Origin of the sequence: Gracilibacillus marinus (assembly GCF_042651725.1) — a bacterium.
In the GTDB taxonomy this organism is placed as follows: domain Bacteria; phylum Bacillota; class Bacilli; order Bacillales; family Amphibacillaceae; genus Gracilibacillus; species Gracilibacillus marinus.
Genome location: NZ_JBHSDV010000002.1, coordinates 255578 through 272767, shown reverse-complemented (window position 1 = coordinate 272767; position 17190 = coordinate 255578). Strand labels below are relative to the sequence as shown.

Here is a 17190-nt window from a genome sequence, read left to right as displayed (position 1 = left end):
TCAAAAAATGCACAACAGACCCGTAGGAAAGTTGCGCATAAACAAATAATGACATATCAAAAAACAAAGCACACGTGTACTTTATGTATGTATTATAGTTAACACTTTCCTACGCTAGTTCTAACTAGTTCAGGTTCAAAGGGTTTGAGTACACACTCATCTCAGTTAAAAAACACCCCTAGTGCATCTATTTGAATTATCTTCGATGTTACCTTTGTCAGAAAATTATGTCAAGTCATAACAATATTTACTTTTACATCCAACCATCTTTAATTAACAAACTTAGACGGTGGTATGTTGTAAAATTTATTAAATACTTTGGAGAAACTATATGAATCTGGATAGCCGAGCTTACTTATGATTTATAGAACAGCATATTGTTTCGGCTTACACTTATATCTCCCAGGCCACCAACTAAAATTGTGAATATCACTTAACAAGGTACTACTTTTTTATTAAAAGCACTCTTATATTTGGCTTTTAATGTTAAAATAGTAATTAATTACGATTACAATATGTGGACAGGAGGAAGGTAAGAGTGAATAGAAAATTACCTAAAAAATATTCCATACTATTTTTTATAGCTATTTCTTTAACCATTTTGATAAGAGTTTACAGTGTAGTAACTGATGGCAAGAACTTGTTCTCCATCTATAGTTTAGACATACTAATTCTATTGATTATATTGATTGTGAACGTCATCGTATTTATGTTTAGTAAGTCTAATAGCGAGGAAAGTTGAGAGTTTTTTTGCTCTGCAGATGTTTGTGGTACTTATCACATTGAAGGAACAATCCACCTCTGAAAATCAAACCCCCAACTCTTTCTCTCGCCATTTCCCAAACCGAAAATACATGTAAGCCAAAATACTACTAATTACGAAACTACTGCCAATCCCAATAGCGATACCTGCTTCCCCGAACAGTTTGGCACAAAAGGCAGACAACGGATAACGGAGCACCCAAAAGGAAATAATGTTCAGAAAGAGTACTTGATACATCGCACCAGATGCTCGTACAATACCGTTTAAAACAAAATTAATACCTAAAAACGGATAACATAATGCGACAATTTGAATAAATGTAGTACCGAAAGAAGCTGCATCCACTTCTTGGACAAATAAGCTAATGCCATATTTAGCTAATGGAATCGTAAGTAACCCTAGTGCGAACATTATGACAAAATTATAAAGAACAGCAACTTTCGTGATTTGATGCACACGTTTATAATTTCCAACACCAATATTTTGTCCTGCCATGCTATTTACCGCTGTACCCAATGCATGTGCTGGTAACATAATAATACTATCAAGTCGCTGTGCTGCACTATAACCTGCCACAACCGCTGGTCCAAATCCTGTTACGACAGTCATAATCGCAGCCATCCCAGCTGATATCATCATCATTTGTAACCCTGAAGGAATCCCTAGGTTTAAGATGAGTTTCACTTCTTTACTTTTCGGAATATAAGGTATCGGAAATGGAGCGAGCTTACGCTTAATAATCAATGCAATTCCAATTACACAAGACAACCCTTGGGAAAAAATCGTCGCATATGCCGCTCCAGCAACTCCTAATTGCGCACCCCAAATAAGCAATGGATCTAATACAATATTACATACAACCGCAATAGCGACAATGCGAAGTGGAGTTCTGCTATCGCCAATCGCTCTCAGAACTGTACTAATAAAATTGTAGCCAAACAAAAACAATATTCCGACAAAATTAATCCGTAAATACGTGGTCGCCTCTTTTATCATGCTTGAAGGGGTACCAAGTAATCGTAATAATCCTTCAGAGAAGACATATCCAAATGTCCCCATCACCAGTGCTAATACTGTCAAGACGACGACAAACCCATTTAAATAACGCTTTAATCCAGCTTCGTCTTTCTTCCCTTTTTGTTGAGACAAGATTGTTAAAGATGCATTGCTAAGCCCGATTGCAAATGCAAGCATCGTGAAAATGATTGTACTTGCCACACCGACAGCACCTAACGCTTCATCACCTAGCAAATTCCCGACCCATAAGCTATCAACAAATTGATACGATGTCTGTAATAAATTTGCAATAATTAATGGCCCTGAAAAGACAATTAACTGTTTCAAAATATTCCCTTTTGTAAAATCATGTTGTTTCTTTGTATTCAATGCAAACAGCCTTTCTTCACAATGGTTATCAAATCCAATATCACTTATAATAATACTACAACTTACTAAAGAGAGAAGGTACAATCATGCTCAAGCATTTTTGGTATCGGATTCAGCAACAACTATGGGTCATTCCAGCCATTTATGTACTTGTCACAACAATACTCATTCTATTCATTCAATTGATTGACCATCAAGTACTCGCAAAATGGAGTGATTTCTTCCCATCTGTCATTCTTACAAGCCCAGACCTTGCGAAGGATACACTTGGTGTGATTGCTGGTGCCCTGTTAACAATGACAACAATCACATTCTCGACGACTATGGTTGTACTTACAACCTATTCGTCTCAATTCTCACCACGAACGTTACAGAACTTTTTGACAGATAAAAAGACATTGCACGTTCTTGGTGTCTTTATCGCAGGATTTTATTATTCTGTTGTGTCATTAGTTCTCGTACGATTAAATACAGATGCAGAAGTATTGTTATCTGCGACTGTTGGTGTATTGATTTCGTTACTATGCTTAGGTTTTTTCGCCTTTTTCATCCAACATGCAGGAACATTTATGCAAGTATCCAATTTGATCCGAAATCTTGTGAATGAAGGGAACGACCGTGTCGAGAAATTAGAATCCTTTTACAAAAAAGAGTGTGTGGTTACAAGTCCATCTACTGTCGACACTTATTCCTACAAGCACGAATTATTTTTTCCATCACATGGCTATGTCCAAATTATCGATACAGACCTTCTATTTCAACAAGCAAAGAAAATCGATGCAAGAATAGCTATCCAAGTAGAAATCGGCGTATATGTCACACCGAAAGACTGCGCATTACTCGTACACACAAATGAAGAAGAAATCGATGAAACAGCTCTACTTCATGCCATTACAATCGGGAATGAACGAAACGAAAAAGAAGATTCCATGTTCACGATTCAAAAGTTAGAAGAAATTGCTTTACGTGCGATTTCACCAGCAGTCAATGACCCGCACACTGCGATTGATTGTTTGGAACAAATCGGAAGAGTGTTAGGATTATTAATTAAGCATGATTCAGAATATGCCGCATATCATGAGGACGGGAAACAACGCGTCGTGCTGAAGCAACGTTCGATTCAAGACATGCTTTATACTAGTTATAACAAAATCGTTGCATATGCTAGCGATATATCTGTCATTCTGGCTGTACTCAGAAGTTATAAAACAGTAGTGAAATACAATCACGGAAAAGTAAAAAAAGAGATGCTTGTCATGCTTGATTATGTCGATCATAGGATGAAAGACTTATCGATGCATACATTGGACGATCGTTATTATGAGAGACTCGTGCATGAAATTCGTGAGGAGCTGGATAAGGAGTAGTGGGGATTTCACTACTCTTATGCCAACAAATTTATAAAGAGAACATATCCATCTGCTCTGTTTGCCCTAATCGATCAATTACAGAAGGTTCATGATCTTGGAAATAGGCATGATGGAGCCATTTGCTTGTTGCCATCACCTTTTTATTTGCATCCTTTGATGTACGTAAGCGACAGCTATAAATGATTGGGAAGTAATCTTGCAAGAACTTACCCTCTGCATGTGCGGTTAATGCAATCATTTGAAAACCTAACTGTTCAGCAATGAAAAAGACTGGACTTAATACATGATCACTAGAAGCTTTGCCAAATGGATTGTCTAATATGACCACACGATTTTGTAATGCAATCGATGGCTTCCTCATTGCTCGTCCATTTCAACCCCGCCTAATCTCCTAATCATTCTCTATCTTCATCATAGCTTATTTTATCTATACTTTCACCTATCTAAATCTACTATTTCTATATGTATTTACATGACATTGCAATAAAAATAGACAAAATGTGTCATCTATTCCGTCGAATATTCGTCAAAATGATTGAAATTGTTATTTAATCTTTTGCAGCGAATCTGTTAAACTAATGAATAACCTCAAGTCTACTTCTTCTCACATCACACCCCTAAAATTATGTACATGGAGGAAACAATATGGTTCAAGTTATACTAACCGAAAAGCCATCTGTCGCGAAAAACATTGCAGATGCTTTACATATCACCCAACGAAAAGACGGCTACTTCGAAGGAAAGGACTATGTCATTACATGGGCGTTTGGGCATTTACTACAACTATACGATGCAAAAGATTATGATAAAAAGTTAGCAAGATGGCGAATGGACTATTTCCCATTCATCCCACCGTCCTTTCAATATAAAGTCAAAAATAACCCACGTAATAAAGACAAGGAAGATCTTGGTGCAAAGAAACAGTTAAAAATCATTTATCAATTAATCAAACGCCCAGATGTTGATGCAGTCATTTCAGCATGTGATTATGATAGAGAAGGACAAGTAATCGGGGATACGATCATCTATCAATTAAAAACACAAAAGCCAGTCTATCGCCTTCTCTTGAACGAATGGACACAAGAAGAAGTGGTAAAAGGCCTTGGAAATGTGAAGCCAAATACAGAGATGCGCCCATTATTAGATGCTGGTATTAGTAGGCAATGGGCAGACTGGGTGATTGGTATTAACTTAACATCTGTTGCGACATTGAAGTATCAAAAAGGTGCGGGCAAAGCATTGAATATTGGTAGAGTATTATTGCCTACATTAAAAATTATTTATGACAGAGACGAAGAAATCGCGAATTTTGTCCCGGAGAATTATTTCAAATTAGTTGCTACATTCCAAACAGCAGATGAAAAACAATATGAAGGCATCTATACAGAAGGTAAAGAAGACAAATTTAAAGACAAAAAAACACTAGAAACCGTTAAGCAACTACTAGAACAGCAACAACTAGCGACAATTACAAAGAAGAGTGTGGAGAGAAAAAAGGAATATCCTCCATATTTATTTAACTTATCTAGTTTACAAGGTTACATTACGAGTAAATACAAAGGCTTCAGTTCAGACAAAGTGTTGAAAGTAGCGCAATCATTATATGAAAAGAAATATATTACCTATCCTCGTACAGCAAGCGTGGTGCTAGAAGAGAGCTTAGTCGACAAAGCAGCAAAAGTCCTAAATAAGCTGAAAAAGGGCCTTCCATATGAAGAAGAAATCGTTTTTGCTAAGAAAAGACGTGTGTTTGACAACAAAAAAGTCGAGAGCCATAGTGCCATTATCCCAACATATATGATGCCCTCCTCCTTATCACGAGACGAGGAACTCATTTATCAAGCAATTAAAAATCGTTTCATCATGCAATTTATGCCAATTGCAGAATATGACGAAACGAAAATGACGACAACAATCAAGGACACGTCATTAGAAGGGCACTTCCTTTCTAAAGGGAAAGTTCAACTTGCTGAAGGTTGGAAAAAGGTCGAGAAAATTGAGTCAAAAGATACGATTTTGCCACTTGTGAGTATCAATGACATGGTAGACATAATGAACCATTCTATTTCATCTCATGTTACCAAACCAAAAAAGCAACATACCGAAAAAACACTTCTAAAAATGATGGAAACATGCGGGAAGGGTCACGATAATGAAGAAAGTGAAAAAATGATGATTGCTATTTTAAGTGGTTTTAGTATTGGAACACCAGCTACTAGAGCTGAAACAATCAAAAAATTAAAAGATGTTGGATATATTGCTATGCAAAATAAAAATTTAGTTTGTACAGAACTTGGAAGAAAATTAGTAGAAACATTTCCAATCAAAGAATTGTTTGATTTGGAGTTTACTGGACGGTTAGAAAAAACATTGTCGGATATCGAAAAGGGGAAATATACGAAACAGGAATTTCTTAATGTAATTTTTAATTTTACTTCCAAAGCTGTTGATAAAATAAAAAAAGAACAACAAGTAATCATTAATGAAGTGGAAAGGAATAAGAAGCAAAATGAAGTGTTAGGCAAATGCCCACTTTGTGGTCATGGAGTTATCGAGGGAAGAAAAGGATATGGCTGTAGCAATTGGAAAAGTGGATGCAAATTTGTTATTTGGAAGAATGATAAATTTCTAGCTACGATGGAGAAAAAACCGTCCAAAACAATGGTGAAATCGCTTTTGAAAAATGGTGTCGTGATGGTAAAAGGCTTAACAAGTAAAAAAGGAAATAAGTTTAATGCCAATATGAGATATGAAAAGAATCCAGACAATGAATTCTTCAGCTGGAAAATGGAATTTAATAAACACTAATAGCAAAAGAACGGTAAAGGTAATGCCGCAGCTTTGAAACAAAGTCCGATAATTTATAAAAGAGTTTGATACAATTACTTTTTATGAGACGAATCGGGACAATTCAACAATCATGGTCAGATTGTGGCATAAAACAATAATTAACACAGTTAGGAGGGTTATGAATGGGAAGGGAAGATATTAGCTACCTTTAGGAGTATCAGGACTTATACTTATCTTTTAGGTTTGTTTATTAATTTTATAAGTAAACTGCGTCAAAACAGTAGTAAAAATGGTGAATCAACACATAGGAAGTGTTAGATTCTTACTTTCCATTAACTGGGCGCAATTGCCGAACAACACAGATAGAAAATGATCAAACTTTTTTATGAAAATGGTATACCTATTCACAAAGAAAGAATCCGTTTTGATCAATCCTTTTTCATGACGGGTTCTTTCTATTACACACGAAATCTGGATTTATGAGATATTATTGATTAAACTTTCAAAGGTATGATAACCAAGTAAGAATTACAAAGTGAACATTTTTTTCCTGAAGTTATTCAACGAGCTGTAGCATTTGTACCGTATTTCTCCCGAGACGATAAGAGCATTTCCTAGAACCAATGGTACAGCGGCCTCACCAGAAAGACCAAGCAATCCCATAACTGGTTCTATCAACGCAATAATCCATGGCAATACCGGCGTGAATTGTAAAATGGTAACAAGTAATGTAATAGGAAAAATAACTTTCCCCAATGTCCATATGGTTGCTAATCCTTGTTTTAGACCATGGTACAACATCACCGACATTAAAGATAACCCCTCTTTGTTAAATCTTTCTTCAAAGAAAATCTTTTGTTTTTTCTTTTTCTTCGAATTTTTATTCTTTGATTTTGATTTATTTGTATTAGAAGATTTCCTCTTTTTTTCTCTGGAAACATGAATATATCTTACTGTATTTGTCTTACGACGGTAGACCATTAATATAATGGCACCAACGATAGTTAGTAGGGAAACGAGTTGTGCTGTCCGCAAATCACCTGCAACATACAAACTGTCAGTCCTCATACCCTCAATAAAGAATCTACCAATCGAGTAACCAATTCCCTAGGTATTTTTTTAGATTTTTGATGCATTCATCTTTGTTTAACCTGTCCGTCATCGTTCGCATACTATCTAAATTGCATGCATTTTTCAATATCATCATCAATAGGACGACATCCGTATCATAGGAAATGTAACTTTGAAAAAATGCTTTTTAATTTTGAAACTCGAAAAAATAATTGTTCTCTTTTTCTAATTCTCTTTTTTCTTTTCTTGTAACTACATAAAATCCCCCTAAAATACGCGGTTTACTTAGATCTTATATAGTTTTAATATCCCATATTTAGTGCATTTTGAGGAATATTATCCCGGAAAACTTTTACTCTTCATTGCTGACCCTATTGGTATAATATACTAAAAAGATAGGAGCCTGTGTTATGCATTCAATGCATCGTTAGCCTGTTCTAGTAATTGGTAAGTAGTTTTATATCCTTCACATGCGTCACTTGAGATTTTATAGTTATTTGTTATAGACTGAAGTTCTTGAAATGATTTGCTGATCTCCTCATTTACCACACCACTTCTTTTTGCTACACGAGTTGCTTTATTAACTTTCGAAAATATTTGGGAACTTCCTTCAACTCTGGATGATTAGCCCCATGTTTCATTACGATAGCAGCAGTCAATAGCCTAAGTTTTGGGAACTCCTTTTTAGCAAACTCAAAATATTCAGTTGTTTTTACCATATTTATTCCTCCTCGTAATGTTATAACAACAAGTTTAACTAATTATTAGGAAGTATGGTTCAGCTATTTCCTTATTTCAATAGGAATCTTGACAACAGTCAATTTAATTACTCGACTTTCCATTTATCATAAAGCTATAAACAGAACACAAAATAAAAAGGAAAGGAAAAAACAAAATTATGGACACAGTGAATTATCTAGAAACAACGTCCACCTATACTTACGTTAAAGTAAAACAAAAATTACTTTAAAACTTGATCCCAGTCAATTATTATTTTCACAAAACATCCTATACTAGAGTCATCAACAAGAAAAAAGTATCAAATTGGAGGAAGATAAAATGCAAAGATTTATATTAAGTAAGAAGAATCTAATTACACTAATTAGTGCGATTTTAATTGTGTTAGGGTTTATTGGCAAATTTAGTTTAGACAACATGGTGTTATTCAATTGGTCGCTCATCATTGCATCCATTCTTGGTGTGGCGCCGATTGCAATCCAAGCCTATCAAGCATTAAAAGTAAAAGTTGTTAGTATTGATGTATTAGTTACGATTGCTGTTGTTGGAGCAGTATTAATTAAAAACTATGAAGAGTCTGCTATTGTGACTTTCCTATTCTTATTTGGTTCTTATTTAGAACAGCGTACCTTGAACAAAACACGTTCTGCCATTAAAGAATTAACAGAGCTCGCACCAGAAAGTGCTTTAAAGCAAATGGAAAATGGCGAATTTGAAGAAGTAGATGTCGATGATGTAGACGAAGGTGACATTTTATTAGTTAAAACGGGTGCAAAAGTTCCGGTAGATGGAACAGTGTTAACTGGTGAAGGTCACATCAATGAAGCAAGTATTACTGGAGAATCTCTACCTGTAAGTAAAAAGGTTGATTCTGAAGTATTTGCTGGATCTATCTTAGAAAATGGAACGATTCAAATTCAAACTGATCGTGTTGGAGAAGATACAACATTTGGTAGAATTATCGAATTAGTTGAAGAGGCACAGGATTCCAAATCAGAAGCAGAACGTTTCATTGACCGATTCTCAAAATACTATACACCAGCTGTTTTAGTCCTTGGTTTTATTGTTTGGTTGTTCTCAAAAGATATTGAATTGGCAATCACCATCCTTGTATTAGGATGTCCTGGAGCATTAGTGATCGGTGTACCTGTATCTAACGTCGCTGGTATCGGAAACGGCGCACGTAATGGTGTACTTCTAAAAGGTAGTGAAGTTATCAATGACTTTAGCAGAGTGGATACCATCGTATTTGATAAAACAGGAACATTGACAGTAGGAAACCCTGAAGTTGCCGAAAAAGAATTTTACGGAAATAATACCGAGGAAGTTCTAGGATACTTAGCTAGTGTGGAACGTGAATCGGAACACCCATTAGCAAAAGCAGTCCTACAAGATATTGGTGAGACGACTTTCTCCACAGTAGAAGAAACCAAAGTTGTTAAAGGTGGCGGGATTGTAGCAAAAGTAAATGGCCATCGTATAGCAGTTGGTAACGTAGCTTTAATGGAAAAAGAAAATGTGGAGTTAAGCGAAAAAGCCAAAAAAGATGTCGAACGCTTTGAAAAAAACGGGAACTCTCTTGTTTTAACCTCGGTTGACGGAGAATTAAACGTTCTAATGGGTATTCGAGATCAAATCCGCCCGGGTGTGAAACAAGATCTTCAAAAACTGAAAAAACTAGGGGTCAAAAACCTTGTCGTTCTTTCTGGGGACAACCAAGGAACCGTAGATTTAGTTGCTCGAGAACTTGGGTTAACAGAAGCACATGGTCATATGCTACCGGAAGGAAAATCTGCTTATATCGAAAAAATGCAAGCAGAAGGCGGGATCATTGCCTTTGTCGGTGACGGAGTGAATGATAGTCCTTCACTAGCCTTAGCAGATATCGGAATCGCCATGGGAAGTGGAACAGATGTTGCAATTGAAACATCAGATGTTGTTTTAATGAACTCTGACTTTAGCCGTTTGCCACACGCACTAGGCCTGACAAAATCAACATCAAGCAACATGAAACAAAACATCATCATTGCAGTGGGTGTGGTATTGATCTTACTTGCTAGCTTACTCTTTAGTGAGTGGATGAACATGTCCATTGGGATGTTGGTTCACGAATTAAGTATCTTAGTAGTTATTTTAAATGGTATGAGATTGTTAAGATATCGTTTGAGAGGATAATTTTATTAGAAAGTGGTCTCTACGAACGATAAACGGGAAGTATTCTTTCTGAAAAACAAAATACTTCCCTTATTTTTTCCGAAACTTGATTTCCGTCAATTTCATTTCGTTTAACCTAAACTATACTTAAGTTGTAAGGAAGAAGAGGGAATACAAGCAAAATCAGCGATTGATGAAAGGAGAATGGTTCATGCAAAAAGCAGTTATTCAATTAGAAACTTTATCTTGTCCATCATGTATGCAAAAAATTGAGAATGCCGTCAAAAGATTGAATGGGATCCATCAAGATAGCGTAAAAATATTATTTAATGCAAGTAAAGTTAGATTAGACTTTGATTCAGAAACAGTTGCCGTTACCGATATCGAAAAGGCAATTGAAGACTTGGGATATGGAGTTCTCCATTCAAAAGTAAAATCTGCCTAAGATAAAGGCGCATAAAAACACATTTGGGAAAGAGGGAAATAAGAATGTCTGAACAAAATAAAACATTTGACGAACTAGTAAGACGCAATTTTGAAAAACTGGATTTATACACCACTGCGATTACACGTGCACATGGTAAGAATCATCCAGAAGCCTTTGAAGTACGTGAATTATTCGAAACAATTAGTGGAAAAGTAAAAGATGCAGGCACAAACAAACCTGACTTGGATGCCGAATTTGCTCAGTTACGTAAAATCACAGACAACTACACCATTCCTGGAGATGTATGTGAAACGTATGCAGGCACATTCGAGATGTTGTCAGAAGTAGATAAAGCTTATCAAGCTTAAATTGATTCAAAATGATACGCAACATACTTGATTTATAATTATTAAAAAAAGGAAGGGGAAATGATTTATGCAAAAAGCAACTATTCAATTAGAAACTTTATCTTGTCCGTCTTGTTTACAAAAGATTGAAAGTGCGGTGAAAGGATTAGACGGGGTGAATCAAGATACCTTAAAAGTTTTGTTCAATGCAAGTAAAGTAAAAGTAGATTTTGATTCGGAAGCGATTGCTATTAACGAAATCGAAAAAGCAATTGAAGACCTAGGATACCCTGTCATCAAAACAAAGGTAAAATCTGCTTAATCTGTACGAAATTTTGTTTTAGACTAACCGATCGATTAGAAAGTGGAAAAAGAAGTAGAACGTAGGCCTAAGATGCTCTCTTAGGCCTTTTTATAAAAAAGGGAGATGTTATTTTTGGAACAAAGTCAATGTTGCAATCACCACCATGGGCATGCACAATGTGTCCGTTTGGTTCCCATCTTTAATCATCTCGAAGATCGCCAAATGGATATGATTGCAGAATCAACGAAAACACTTCATTTACAAAAAGGTGAGATGTTATTCCATGCTGGCGAGGAAGACGATACTTTATATATTATTAACTCAGGTAAAGTTCGAATTTACCATTTATCTGATTCTGGAAAGGAACAACTTGTTCGAATTTTAAATCCAGGCGAATTCACAGGGGAAGTAGCCATTTTCCAACCTGGAAGTGTCCATGAGAACTATGCGGAAGCACTACAGAATACCTCCATTTGTCTAATTAGACAAGAGGATTTACAAAAGTATTTGGTGGATTATCCGCAGATTTCTTTAAAAATACTATCAGAGGTTACAATAAGGTTGAAGAATTCCGAAAAACAAACAACTCAAGTAGCGATTGAAAACGTTGAATCTCGAATTATATCCTTTTTAGCTGAAAGTGTTGAAAAAGGGAGTGGCAATAGTCCAACTATTACCTTATCGATGTCTAAAAAGGATCTAGCTTCGTATCTTGGTACAACACCAGAAACAATAAGTCGTAGATTTACTTCTCTTGAACAAAATGGACTCATCGAACAGTTACCTAAAAGGAAAATTAAAATCCTTGACTTGGATCAGTTGTTACTTCATGCTGAATGAACAAAAATGCCTAATACATGTCAACAGTGCAAAACAACACTTAAAATAGGTGCAAAATAAAATCGAAAGTGACACTAATTTGAGATGCTGTTTTTTGTGGTTAAATAATATTTTTAGTAACAACATCTATTACAATTTTTTTATTATAAAACTAAAAGATATCTGAAAATTCATCTGCTAACGTTTTTTCCTTTTTTAATGGGATTACATTATCTGTTGTATTTTCAGTTATTTTTTGATTTGTTTCATACCAATTGTAAAAATCTGACGGATTGCTAAAGATATTTTCTAGAGCTTTTTTAACAATGGCAGTTTGTTTATGTCCTGTATCTAAATGATTAACAATAGGGACTTCTTTGTTTGAGCTATATCTTAGTAATTTAAATAGCACATCTTGAAGATCATCACAACGATTTTCTGATTCAGAAAGCTTGCTCTTGTATTCTTGTAATCTTCCTTCGTCTTCTGTAAGTTTTAATTCTAATGCTCTGCTTCGTTCAATATTTTTATAAAATTTACGTTCAATCACAATTAATTCCCTAATCAGTGTTTCTTTATCATCGTAATGTTTATTAACAATACCGGAAAGATTTGGAACGTTGTCGTTCAGAAAATCAGAAGTGGAAGGTTTAGAAGTAAAGACATTATTGGCTTTATCAATCATTATTCTTCCAAGCCTATTTTTCTTTCTCCAAAAGTCTTCTCCAGCTGCGGTATGGAATCGTCCTTGTTGAACTAGTTTCTTGTTGAAATGATACATATCATTGTATTTTATTTTTCCATTCATTTGATTCTCTGTTTTAAATAAATAAATTAGTTCGTTGACTTCATTTTCAGTTAATTTAGTTTTACGCCCTGCCTTATTGACCATTATTTTGAACCTCCAGTATTTTAAGCTCTGTAATTTCTTTAACGCAATCCTTAATCTGATATGAAATGGACTTTAATTTGTTAAAATTTTGAGGATTAACTCTAGAAAATTCGTCATTGAGCATGATAGAATGTAAGTTTTTCATGAATATAATCAACTCATAAACATTCCCTTTCCTATTAGCCAACTTTTCTTTTATAATATGGAAATTTTCAGCTATTTCTTCAGAAGATGTTCTCCAGTGACTACAAAAAATACATTCCTCAGTTTCACAACGTTGCTGTTCATCTGAACAATACCCGATATCTTTTAAAGTTTTTTTGCAACCAGGCGTGGTAGGTGGTCTAAACGCTTTAAGTAATATGTTATTCGGAATATGGGGAGATAAATCTAGAGTAACTCCCAAAGTTTCTTCCTCTTTTTTATTCTCAACAGATATACTTTCGGGATTCGAGTTAGATGATTGCGTGAACTTAAACTTTTGTAGTAATGAAAATACTTCCGAATCTATCCAGTATTCAGTATGATGAGCATAATTCAACTGCATTGAAATGGTTTTATGGTTTGCTAACCTTGCTATTTCAATAGGTGATACTCCTTGCATCATTAGTGAAAATATAGATAAATGTCTAGTGTCATTCGGCTGTAGTTGGATTTCCAGGGGTATATTAAATCCGAACTTTTGTTGTACAATTTTTTCGTAAAAACTTTGGATCGATAAGTATAATTGTTCGATGGTAAAGACTTTAATATTTATTTTCTGTGACATTCTTATGGCACGAACAAAAGCTGAACTGGTTTCTAAGATGGAATTATATGAAATTAGTGTATCACTAGGACCAAACTGATCAGTCTCACGAATGTAAGTAGAAATTAGATCAAAGGTAGATTGATCAATTTGGACTTTATCAACTACATTTGGATGTTTCTTTGGATACTTATGCCTTGGTAAATGTAAATAATAATTTTCCCTTTCTTCGGAAAGGCAATCTCTTTTTATCGAACAAAACTCGGAAGGGCGTATAGGAATAATGGTTGTAAGTTTCCACCAAATTATAACTGGATAGTACGAGACCTTTTCACTAATCCACTCCATAGTTTCGTTACTATTGGATTTAATTTCTTGAAAATAAGCATCGATACTTTGCGAAAAGATTAGTATATCCTTAGAAGGAGGTAAGGCACGGTAACTCTTTTTTCGTACGACTTTTTTCTTTAAATTAAGGAGTGGCTTGATGTACACTTCTCCAGCTTCAATATCAGCATAGTCCAAGAAATTCAAAACGACAAAAATGGTATGCTGTTTGTCTTTATTCGAAATAGTTTGTGTAGATGTTAACCACTTTACAAATTCGTCAACTTTCTCTTGTTCAAATCCGTTGGTATAAGTTAAAAATTTCAGCAGTTTCGAATAATAGTTAGCGACTGTCGTAATATGGTATTTCGAAACCAAGTCGGCAATCCAACACTTTACAATGATTTGAAAGTTTCTTGGAATGTGAACGGAATCATATGCTTTCAGTTCTTTAAAATTAATTCTTCTCTTTAAGCCAGTATTTAAATTGTCTTTGAAAAAAATCCACTCTTCATCTTCAAAATCACCACTATAATGTAATGGTTCATTTTTCAGTATTTTTACAGCCTCATTAATACTTTCGTTAGTTAAAAATGTTGAATCAGATAGAGTTCCAATTTCTTCAACAATACTTGGATTAATACTTAACCGTTCATTATTCATCTTTTTACCTCACTATTATTCGTGTTATAAGTTTTGTACTTATGTATTTCAGCAACAGAAATTTGTTTCATTTTTTCTTTAAGAGCTTGACTTCCACCTTCTATGAATTGATAAATTACCTCTTTACCGAACTTTTCTCCAGCCCTTTTCCATTGATCGATTTCAACGGAAAAAATATTAGCTAGTTTTGTCTTTTCGGCTTCAAATTCTTGTTTGCCGAGATTAGTGAGTTGTTGAACTCTATTAGTCAAACTTTCAGCAATTGAGGAGAGAACGTAAAAATTAGGGACTGACATCGGGCAATTTCTGCATGAAATATTATGTTTGTTGCAATACTCTATACCTTTAAGACACTGCACATGGTCTTCTTTACTAGGCAACAATTGTGCATCCAGCTTAAACATGTATTCAGTTGCTTCATCAACTCCCATGCTCAAAATCATGTCTGCAACCTTTCTTTTTTCTGCTTGTATAGTATTTAAGAAACCAGCAGTACTTTCAATATTGTAAATGTCTCCGAACATTTTTTTAATTGCTACTATCTCTTTAGTTCTTTGCTCACAATCATTTTTACTTCCAAATAGCACCTCAGCAAATAGATCAGGGATATATCCAAAATGTTCTCTGATGAATAATTGGTGCGTTAAATCATTTAACTCTTCTTCGGGTATAAAAATATAAATATTAGTAGTCTCAAAGTCAAAATGTGCACGTAGACGCTGGGCTACTTCTAGTGCGGCTTGCGTGTGTCCTTTTTTTACAAGCAAGTGATACGTATAAGATAATAAAGTACGATTCATTTTCCTATTTTCGAATATGAATTCCGCATTAAAGCCCTTGAAAAAACTCATCTTATATCTTGATGTAAACTCGTTCCTAACGGAATTAAAATTTATTAGATACTCATAATTCGGTGTAATGGCAGCCCTACGTAATTCGCAAATAACTGCTGCTGATGCTAATGCAAGGGTTACATCTTTTGAACAAAAAAAAACGGTTAGTAGCATTAGTTTTAGTTGTTCTTAAATCCTTACGCATTACTTGATGAATGATACGGCGGGCATCTTCATAGTTTAATTCATTTTGCTCTAACCAATCCAAATTAATATTTTGAATAGAAAGTTCGGATAGGTTAATCTTTGGAAATCTAATAACATCCTTATGCCGCCATGCATTGTTAAGATGTATAAGCACATAAAGCCAAGAAGAGTCATAGTTATAAATGCTTTGTCTCTTAATTTTGTTAGAAGAATTTTGGGTAATAGTCTTCTGGTTTACTTGTCTTTTTACATCTTCAATAGCCTTTCTTTTATGCAAATGTAAATTGGTGGCAAAACTGAATAATGACTTATAATCCTCGTAATTATAGATGGTTTTATCTTTAGGAACAATTTTCTTTTGGTGTGGATTTATGATACGTTCTAATTTGAATAATTTCTTTCTGTTTTTTTCGATAAGTTTGCCATAAATTACATTAATGAAGCTATAGAATATTTTTTGATAGCTAAACGGTATATTTTCATTAAATAACGCAAGATTAATATGGTTAGCAGTCAATTCGTATATCTCTTTTTCTGCTAGAAAATCAATTAGTATTTCTGTACACTTGGCATATTTAAATATGGTGTAATGGATAGTCTCGGAGCTTTCACTAGTATTTCGTAAAACTTGATGTACACGTTTTTTCCATTCTTTGCATGTAAAGGAATCGTTATTGTAAAAGTTAATATCTAAATTTTTAAGCAGGAATTCGTAGGCATCTATATTATCTACATAAGAAGTGACAATATCTCTAAGTTTATTTTCTTGAACAATTTCATTAACGATTGACTTAGGATAGATGTATTCTATTCTTTTTTGTGGATAATTACCGCGAAAAACAGTGGGCACTCTCTTTCTCGATCCGACTATCTTTGAATGTTGGCTATGACATTGAAGCCCCAGTAGCTTTTGTACCTGATCTGAGGTGTAGTAATCATCTTTAAGTTTTAGCTGTTGGGTTTTTAACTGATCAATGGGTTCCTTTAGGTAGTGACGAATACCACCAAAATTGGTTTCACCTAAGTTTTCTTCTTTTCTTAATAACTTCCACTGATACTTAGTTAATTTCAAAAGATTTCTAGCTTCACTAGCTGAATAATACCCTTTTGTGTTATAAACTTTTCCCCTGATTCGTGTTCCAGTACCTACGGTATTATCAGGTAAAACATCTTGATTATATTCTTCAATCAAAGATTCTACTATTTGTCTTGGATGGAACACATGATGTTGAGATATGTAAATGTTTTGTACATTATTGTTTTTAAGAATTCTCCCAAGAATAATATCTTTCGCATTTAACTTTTCAAGTGGTAATGGCACATTAGATAGACGTCCAAAGAAATCCTTCTA

General features: G+C 34.5%; 16 protein-coding genes, 1 pseudogene and 1 riboswitch. Of the genes and pseudogenes, 8 read left to right on the top strand and 9 right to left on the bottom strand.

Annotated features, from left to right (window positions below; genetic code table 11):
• Positions 1-89: 89 nt before the first annotated feature.
• Positions 90-190, bottom strand: a riboswitch (TPP riboswitch).
• A gap of 348 nt (positions 191-538) precedes the next feature.
• Positions 539-742, top strand: a complete 204-nt coding sequence (locus ACFOZ1_RS09150) for a hypothetical protein (protein ID WP_390198659.1) — start codon at positions 539-541, stop codon at positions 740-742.
• A 66-nt stretch (positions 743-808) separates the two neighbouring features.
• Here the strand turns inward: ACFOZ1_RS09150 and ACFOZ1_RS09145 are convergent, their stop codons facing one another.
• Positions 809-2149 carry an MATE family efflux transporter gene (locus tag ACFOZ1_RS09145; RefSeq protein WP_390198658.1) on the bottom strand — a complete coding sequence of 447 codons (1341 nt, stop codon included), beginning with the start codon at positions 2147-2149 and terminating at the stop codon, positions 809-811.
• Positions 2150-2235: 86 nt separating this feature from the next.
• Here ACFOZ1_RS09145 and ACFOZ1_RS09140 point away from each other — a divergent pair, with 86 nt between their 5' ends.
• Entirely contained in the window at positions 2236-3516 is a 1281-nt protein-coding gene (locus tag ACFOZ1_RS09140) for a DUF2254 domain-containing protein (protein ID WP_390198656.1), read from the top strand.
• A 31-nt stretch (positions 3517-3547) separates the two neighbouring features.
• Here ACFOZ1_RS09140 and ACFOZ1_RS09135 read toward each other — a convergent pair whose 3' ends face one another.
• Positions 3548-3880, bottom strand: a complete 333-nt coding sequence (locus ACFOZ1_RS09135; RefSeq protein ID WP_390198655.1) for a hypothetical protein — start codon at positions 3878-3880, stop codon at positions 3548-3550.
• 284 nt (positions 3881-4164) lie between these two features.
• Here ACFOZ1_RS09135 and ACFOZ1_RS09130 point away from each other — a divergent pair, with 284 nt between their 5' ends.
• The gene (locus ACFOZ1_RS09130; protein ID WP_390198653.1) at positions 4165-6327 is read left to right on the top strand and encodes a type IA DNA topoisomerase; all 2163 of its coding nucleotides are present in this window, start codon (positions 4165-4167) and stop codon (positions 6325-6327) included.
• Between the two features lie 510 nt (positions 6328-6837).
• On the opposite strand, the gene ACFOZ1_RS09125 is transcribed toward ACFOZ1_RS09130, so the two are convergent.
• From ACFOZ1_RS09125 to ACFOZ1_RS09115, 3 genes and pseudogenes are all read right to left on the bottom strand, one after another.
• Positions 6838-7119, bottom strand: a complete 282-nt coding sequence (locus tag ACFOZ1_RS09125; RefSeq protein ID WP_390199001.1) for a nucleoside recognition domain-containing protein — start codon at positions 7117-7119, stop codon at positions 6838-6840.
• A 174-nt stretch (positions 7120-7293) separates the two neighbouring features.
• Positions 7294-7401 (bottom strand): annotated as a pseudogene (locus ACFOZ1_RS09120) (prolipoprotein diacylglyceryl transferase family protein); the annotation flags it as partial.
• Between the two features lie 542 nt (positions 7402-7943).
• Positions 7944-8099, bottom strand: coding sequence for a hypothetical protein (locus ACFOZ1_RS09115; RefSeq protein ID WP_390198651.1), 156 nt, complete (start codon positions 8097-8099; stop codon positions 7944-7946).
• Positions 8100-8439: 340 nt separating this feature from the next.
• On the opposite strand from ACFOZ1_RS09115, the gene ACFOZ1_RS09110 reads away from it, so the two are divergent.
• From ACFOZ1_RS09110 to ACFOZ1_RS09090, 5 genes are all read left to right on the top strand, one after another.
• Complete coding sequence (locus ACFOZ1_RS09110; RefSeq protein WP_390198650.1) at positions 8440-10293, top strand: heavy metal translocating P-type ATPase; 1854 nt, start codon at positions 8440-8442, stop codon at positions 10291-10293.
• A gap of 190 nt (positions 10294-10483) precedes the next feature.
• The gene (locus ACFOZ1_RS09105) at positions 10484-10717 is read left to right on the top strand and encodes a heavy-metal-associated domain-containing protein (RefSeq protein WP_390198648.1); all 234 of its coding nucleotides are present in this window, start codon (positions 10484-10486) and stop codon (positions 10715-10717) included.
• A gap of 44 nt (positions 10718-10761) precedes the next feature.
• Positions 10762-11067 (top strand): hypothetical protein, encoded by a 306-nt coding sequence (locus ACFOZ1_RS09100; RefSeq protein WP_390198646.1) that lies wholly within the window; start codon positions 10762-10764, stop codon positions 11065-11067.
• 67 nt (positions 11068-11134) lie between these two features.
• Positions 11135-11368 (top strand): heavy-metal-associated domain-containing protein, encoded by a 234-nt coding sequence (locus tag ACFOZ1_RS09095; RefSeq protein ID WP_390198644.1) that lies wholly within the window; start codon positions 11135-11137, stop codon positions 11366-11368.
• 114 nt (positions 11369-11482) lie between these two features.
• Positions 11483-12190 carry a Crp/Fnr family transcriptional regulator gene (locus tag ACFOZ1_RS09090; protein WP_390198642.1) on the top strand — a complete coding sequence of 236 codons (708 nt, stop codon included), beginning with the start codon at positions 11483-11485 and terminating at the stop codon, positions 12188-12190.
• A 151-nt stretch (positions 12191-12341) separates the two neighbouring features.
• Here the strand turns inward: ACFOZ1_RS09090 and ACFOZ1_RS09085 are convergent, their stop codons facing one another.
• The 4 genes from ACFOZ1_RS09085 to ACFOZ1_RS09070 all read right to left on the bottom strand — a co-directional run bounded on the left by ACFOZ1_RS09085 (position 12342) and on the right by ACFOZ1_RS09070 (position 17160).
• The gene (locus ACFOZ1_RS09085; RefSeq protein ID WP_390198640.1) at positions 12342-13061 is read right to left on the bottom strand and encodes a hypothetical protein; all 720 of its coding nucleotides are present in this window, start codon (positions 13059-13061) and stop codon (positions 12342-12344) included.
• Positions 13051-14799 carry a site-specific integrase gene (locus tag ACFOZ1_RS09080; protein WP_390198638.1) on the bottom strand — a complete coding sequence of 583 codons (1749 nt, stop codon included), beginning with the start codon at positions 14797-14799 and terminating at the stop codon, positions 13051-13053. The genes ACFOZ1_RS09085 and ACFOZ1_RS09080 overlap by 11 nt, the downstream gene beginning before the upstream one ends.
• Positions 14796-15599 (bottom strand): hypothetical protein, encoded by an 804-nt coding sequence (locus ACFOZ1_RS09075; protein WP_390198636.1) that lies wholly within the window; start codon positions 15597-15599, stop codon positions 14796-14798. The genes ACFOZ1_RS09080 and ACFOZ1_RS09075 overlap by 4 nt, the downstream gene beginning before the upstream one ends.
• Before the next feature lie 127 nt (positions 15600-15726).
• The gene (locus ACFOZ1_RS09070) at positions 15727-17160 is read right to left on the bottom strand and encodes a hypothetical protein (RefSeq protein WP_390199015.1); all 1434 of its coding nucleotides are present in this window, start codon (positions 17158-17160) and stop codon (positions 15727-15729) included.
• Positions 17161-17190 lie beyond the last annotated feature (30 nt).